The following is a 4,718-nucleotide window of genomic DNA, read 5'->3' as shown; positions in this document are numbered from 1 at the left end:
CCCAAAAGCTCTACGGCTGCTCTGGGTCGACACCGGTAATCGGATCGTTGCCGCACTGAACAGCGCCCCGTTCCAGGTCGCCTCCATTTATGCGGCTGAACCGAGGGAGAGCAGCTTTACGCCGTCTGGCCGCAGTTCGCCCTTGGGCGACACGTGCCGGTAGAGCGTCTGCCGGGTAATCCCGAGTTCTTCGCAGAGATCGCCCACCTTGGTTTCCGGTTGCCCCATGCTGGCCATCGCCAGGCGTAGCTTGGCGGCGGTCATCTTGAAGGGGCGCCCCCCTTTCCTGCCGCGAGCGCGCGCCGAGATAAGTCCAGCGACTGTTCGCTCGGAAATCAACTCACGCTCGAACTCGGCCAGCGCGGCAAAAATACCGAACACAAGCTTGCCGGCGGCAGTCGTCGTGTCGACCGCCGCACCGTGACCGGTCAGGACCTTCAGGCCCACGCTACGCGCAGTTAGGTCGTGCACGGTGTTGATCAGGTGGCGCAGATCACGGCCAAGCCGATCGAGCTTCCACACGATCAGCGTGTCCCCTTCACGAAGCGCCTTCAGGCAAGCAGCCAACCCTGGGCGATCATCGCGCCTGCCCGAGGCCAGATCCTCGTAAAGGTGCGCAAGGCTCACACCAGCGGCGATGAGCGCATCGCGTTGCAAATTGGTGGACTGGGATCCGTCCGCCTTCGATACCCGCATGTAGCCGATCAGCACCTTTTCACCCGTCACGTATACGTTCGATTATGTGACAGTGTGAGCCGGAAAGCTCTATCCGTCAAAATTTGTCACTTAACCCGTCATTTTGTTTAAGACATGCAAAGGGTGCATCAGGCAGGTAATGTGACAGAAATTCCGGCGGGATGCCTTCCTTCACGAAGGTGGCGCGCAACCGTTCCAAGGAAGCGGGATCGCGCCGACCATAGGAAGCCAACGCGAACAGCGAGCGTGCCGTCTCGGGGTTGTGTCGCGCTTCAATGATGGCCTCGTCGATGGCCTGGACTGCACGCTGCCAGTGATTGATGGGCTCGGGCTTCGGCGCTTTCGTCGGCAGGCCACTGGTGAACCCGGTTTGGGGCTCGGACCAGAATAGCTTTGCCTGCTCGCCTGGCGGGCTGATGTCCCTCACCTCAATCAAGCTGATTGCCGTTGCCGCCGCCTCCAGCATCTGTAACCGTACTATCGGATTCAGGGTTTCATACGGTCGCCACAGACTTTGCCCAGCACGCAGCGGATGCCCGCAGCCTTCCCAGACTTGGCGGGGATACCCCGCGCAGGTTCCGCACGCGGAAAGCGGGGTGTTCAGCTCATCGAGCAGCGTGCGAAGAAGTCGAAACCACAATCCGGCGTGGATGCGTCGGCGCGGCAGCTCCACGTGACCGGTTGTCAGTGCCTGCCAGGTACGCTGGTCCATCGCCGCAATCGCGTCGCTGGCGGTGCGCGGTTCGGCGTCGGCGTTCTCCCAGCCGAGAAACCGCCCTGGCACGCCCCAATAGGATTCCAGCCAGCAGCCATGCAGCGGGCAGCTCAGCATCAGGGGCAGCTTCCACGCGAGCAGTACGGCTTGGTTCTCCGGATCGCTCAGGCAGAGCGGACAGGCGCGGTTTATCGGCTGGCTGGGCAGCCAGGCACGCCAGCTCGTGATGGATCGCGTCTTACGGCGGAGTCTTGGCAGCAACACCGAGAGCTGAAACGCATAGGTTTCCAAGGCGTCTGGAATCTGGTCATCAAGGCTGTCCAGTAGCCAAGGCACCCATCCGGCGAAACTCATACAGCGCAGCCGGTCCAGCTCGATGCCGCTCCGCTGGGAAAGCAACGCCAGCAGCGAGAGTGGTGGCGCGGTGTCCAGGTCATCGACCTGGCCGTGACCAAGATCGTGCTCCAGCAGGTCGGGCTCCTCCATGTGATAGCAAAGGGCCACGCGGTTGAGCCATGAGGACAGCGCCTCGCCTTCTTTCGGGGCGGGATGCAGCGGCCAGCGCGGCGCAGGCTTCACATCAGTTCCCGCTCGAATTGCCGCCGCCGCTCGCTGGGTCCGGTGTAAACGGCCATGCTGAGTGTGCGATGGTTGATCGCTTCCTCGCCGCTCTCCACGGCGACGATGGCCGCCGCCATCAGCAAGTGCGCCAGTTCCCCTATGGTGCCCTCGCTGCGTGTGAGCAGGTAGCGAGCCATGTCCAGCGTGGCAATTGGGGAAGGCCGGCGCAGCGGGAGCGAAGCGGCGAAGCTGGCCAGCAGTGAGCAGCAATCGTCGTTGGCCTCCCATACCGGCAGCATCATCGGCTCGAAGCGATTTTCCAACTGGTCATCGGAGCGGATGGCTAGGTAGGCGTCGCGCGTGCCTACCCCAACCAACGGGATGCGCAGTTCGTTGCCGAGGAAGCGCAGCAGGTTGAGGAATTCCCGGCGGTTGACGCTGTTGCCGGCCAGCACGTTGTGCAGCTCGTCGATCACCAGCATGCGCACGCCGACCTTGCGCAGCAGTGCCAGAGCCAGTTGCTCCATTTCCGGCAACCGTGGGCGTGGGCGCAGCGGCGCGCCCATCGCGGCGAGCAGCGCGACGTAGAAGCGGATCACGGACGGCTCGGACGGCATCTGCACGACCAACACCGGGATGTGCTCCTGGTCGGCGTCGGAGCTGGCCGGGTGGGTGCGGCGGAACTTCTCGACGATCATCGACTTGCCATTGTTGGTCGGGCCAACCAGCAGCAGGTTGGGCATGCGTTGCTTGTTTGGCCACGCATAAAGGGCTTCCAGCCGGTTCAGCGCCTCGACTGCGCGCGGATAGCCGATCCAGCGGTCGGCGCGAAGGCGCTGGATGCGCTCGTCCGCCGGAAGACGGGCCAAGCCCTGGGCCGCCGGCAGCAGGTGGGACAGGTCGATGATGGGATATTCGTCCACGGCTACCACTCCTCAATCTGGTCGAACGGTTTGGCGGGTGGCAAGTTGTCTGCCTGCGGGTCGGCAATATCCGTATCCGGCGGAACGGGCTTGTCCGGCCGAGCTGATGTCTTGAGGTGCTGGCGGCGATCCGCGTCACGCCGCGCCTTGCGTGTGGCCTTCTGCGCGCTGGTCACAATCTCACGCATCTGGCCGATCATGCGGAACAGCGCCGACTCATCCACCTGTTCGCGCCCTTGCTGCCGCAGTTTCGCCAGCGCCTGCCGTTGTTCCCAGAGGGTGACAGCCGGATGCGACAAGGTACGGTAGGGAATTTCCAGGTAATGCTGTCCCTCCGGTTCCAGGACCCAGATACGGCTGATGTCGCGCGGATCGCGCCGGATCAGAAAGGACGGCCAGCGTTCACGCCGCGCAATCCACGGCTTGAGCGCATCGGCGTAGTAGTGGATGTGGTCGATGACAAAGCCGGTGCGGGTCAGCGTGCGCCGGAGGATCGGCAGAAAATCGACCAGGAACGAAGTAGCGCGTGTGACGACGGCCGGTACGCCGACACGCGCCACGGCCTCGGCCCAGCGCGCGGCCGGCGGTTGGAGCAGGCCGTTGTGCACCGAACCGTGGTAGGTGCCGACCGCCAATGTGAGCCAGCGCTCTAGCTCGCGCAGCGTCAGGGCGGCCTTGTTTTCGGAATCGTAGTCGCCGCGCTGGTCAGGGTTGGAGAAGGTCGTTCCCGGCAGTTCGTCGTGAATCATCTGCATCGCCGTGCCGATGATCCGTTCCACGATGCCGCCATAGTGCGGCTGTCCCAGCGGGCGATAGTCCAGCCGGATGCCATGCTGCTCGCAACCCCGGCGCAGGGCCTCGCTCTTGAACTCGGCCGCGTTGTCTAGGTAGAGCAGCAAGGGCTTGCCGCTCATCTGCCAATCCATTTCCACGTTCAGTCCTTCCAGCCAAGGGCGCTTGTCGCAGGCGACATGCACGAGGCACAGGCCAACCGAAACGGCAGACGGCGCTTCCAGCGTGACGACCATGCCGAGCACGCAGCGGGTGAACACGTCGATGGCGAGGGTCAGGTACGGGCGGCCAATAGGTTGCCGGTCGCGGTCATCGACCACGATCAGGTCGATGACCGTATGGTCTATCTGCACCTGCTCCAGCGGCGCGATCACGGCAGGAGGCTCGCCGCCCACACCTTGTAGGTCACGAGCGGCATCCTGGCCTTCCCGCCGGCGGATGACCTTGCGCGGGTCAAGGCTAGCGATCCGTAAGGCCACGGTATTGCGCGCCGGCACTCGCAGTTTTTGAGCCTTGCACACCTGAGTGACTTCGCGGTGAAAGGCCGCTAGGCTGCGCTTCTGCTTGGTCAGGAACCGCTTTTGCAGTAGCTCGTGGATGACGCGCTCGACCGGTTCCGGCAAGCGCCCCTTACCTTTACCTCCACCGGACTGGCCGGGCACCAGATCCGTCACGAGGCCGCTGCCTTGCCGGGCACGCCGGATCAGAACGTATACCTGGCGCCGAGACAAGCCCAGCGCCTGAGCCGCCATATCGGCCGCTTCGTGCCCGACCGTCTCCGACTGCGCCAACGGACTGATGATCTCCGCACGACGGCGCGCACGCTCCCAAGCCTCATCAGGCAGAGTGGCCACGCCTTGTTCTGGAATCCGTGGGGTGTCCGTCGCCATGCTCACCTCGCTTTGGTGCACACGAGTATTGAGCATAGTCGAGATTGGTGCAGATCACTTCTGATATTGAACTGTCAGGAGCTGGCTGCACAACAGCCATTACGCCCAATCAACTGGTGCAGTCGTCTTCTGAAAATGACA

4 protein-coding genes are annotated in these 4,718 nt (G+C 63.5%); all 4 read right to left on the bottom strand.

The annotated features are described in order from the left end of the window. Positions 1-87: 87 nt before the first annotated feature. The 4 genes from BRX37_RS25850 to BRX37_RS25835 all read right to left on the bottom strand — a co-directional run bounded on the left by BRX37_RS25850 (position 88) and on the right by BRX37_RS25835 (position 4,613). Positions 88-711 (bottom strand): recombinase family protein, encoded by a 624-nt coding sequence (locus BRX37_RS25850; protein ID WP_003155741.1) that lies wholly within the window; start codon positions 709-711, stop codon positions 88-90. A gap of 61 nt (positions 712-772) precedes the next feature. Further along, positions 773-1,990 (bottom strand): TniQ family protein, encoded by a 1,218-nt coding sequence (locus BRX37_RS25845; RefSeq protein ID WP_006122485.1) that lies wholly within the window; start codon positions 1,988-1,990, stop codon positions 773-775. After that, the gene (locus BRX37_RS25840) at positions 1,987-2,895 is read right to left on the bottom strand and encodes a TniB family NTP-binding protein (RefSeq protein ID WP_003155746.1); all 909 of its coding nucleotides are present in this window, start codon (positions 2,893-2,895) and stop codon (positions 1,987-1,989) included. The genes BRX37_RS25845 and BRX37_RS25840 overlap by 4 nt, the downstream gene beginning before the upstream one ends. A 2-nt stretch (positions 2,896-2,897) precedes the next feature. Next, on the bottom strand, positions 2,898-4,613 hold the full coding sequence (locus BRX37_RS25835; RefSeq protein ID WP_125990302.1) for a Mu transposase C-terminal domain-containing protein: 1,716 nt from the start codon (positions 4,611-4,613) through the stop codon (positions 2,898-2,900). Positions 4,614-4,718: the final 105 nt, after the last annotated feature.

Origin of the sequence: Sphingomonas sp. S-NIH.Pt3_0716 (assembly GCF_003950715.1) — a bacterium.
GTDB classification, from domain to species: domain Bacteria; phylum Pseudomonadota; class Alphaproteobacteria; order Sphingomonadales; family Sphingomonadaceae; genus Sphingobium; species Sphingobium yanoikuyae_A.
This window is presented reverse-complemented; position numbering and strand designations above follow the sequence as displayed.

What these genes read in the sequence shown, in the direction of transcription:
- BRX37_RS25835 (WP_125990302.1), bottom strand. Translation starts at nt 4,613, where the DNA reads ATGCTCAATACTCGTGTGCACCAAAGCGAGGTGAGCATGGCGACGGAC.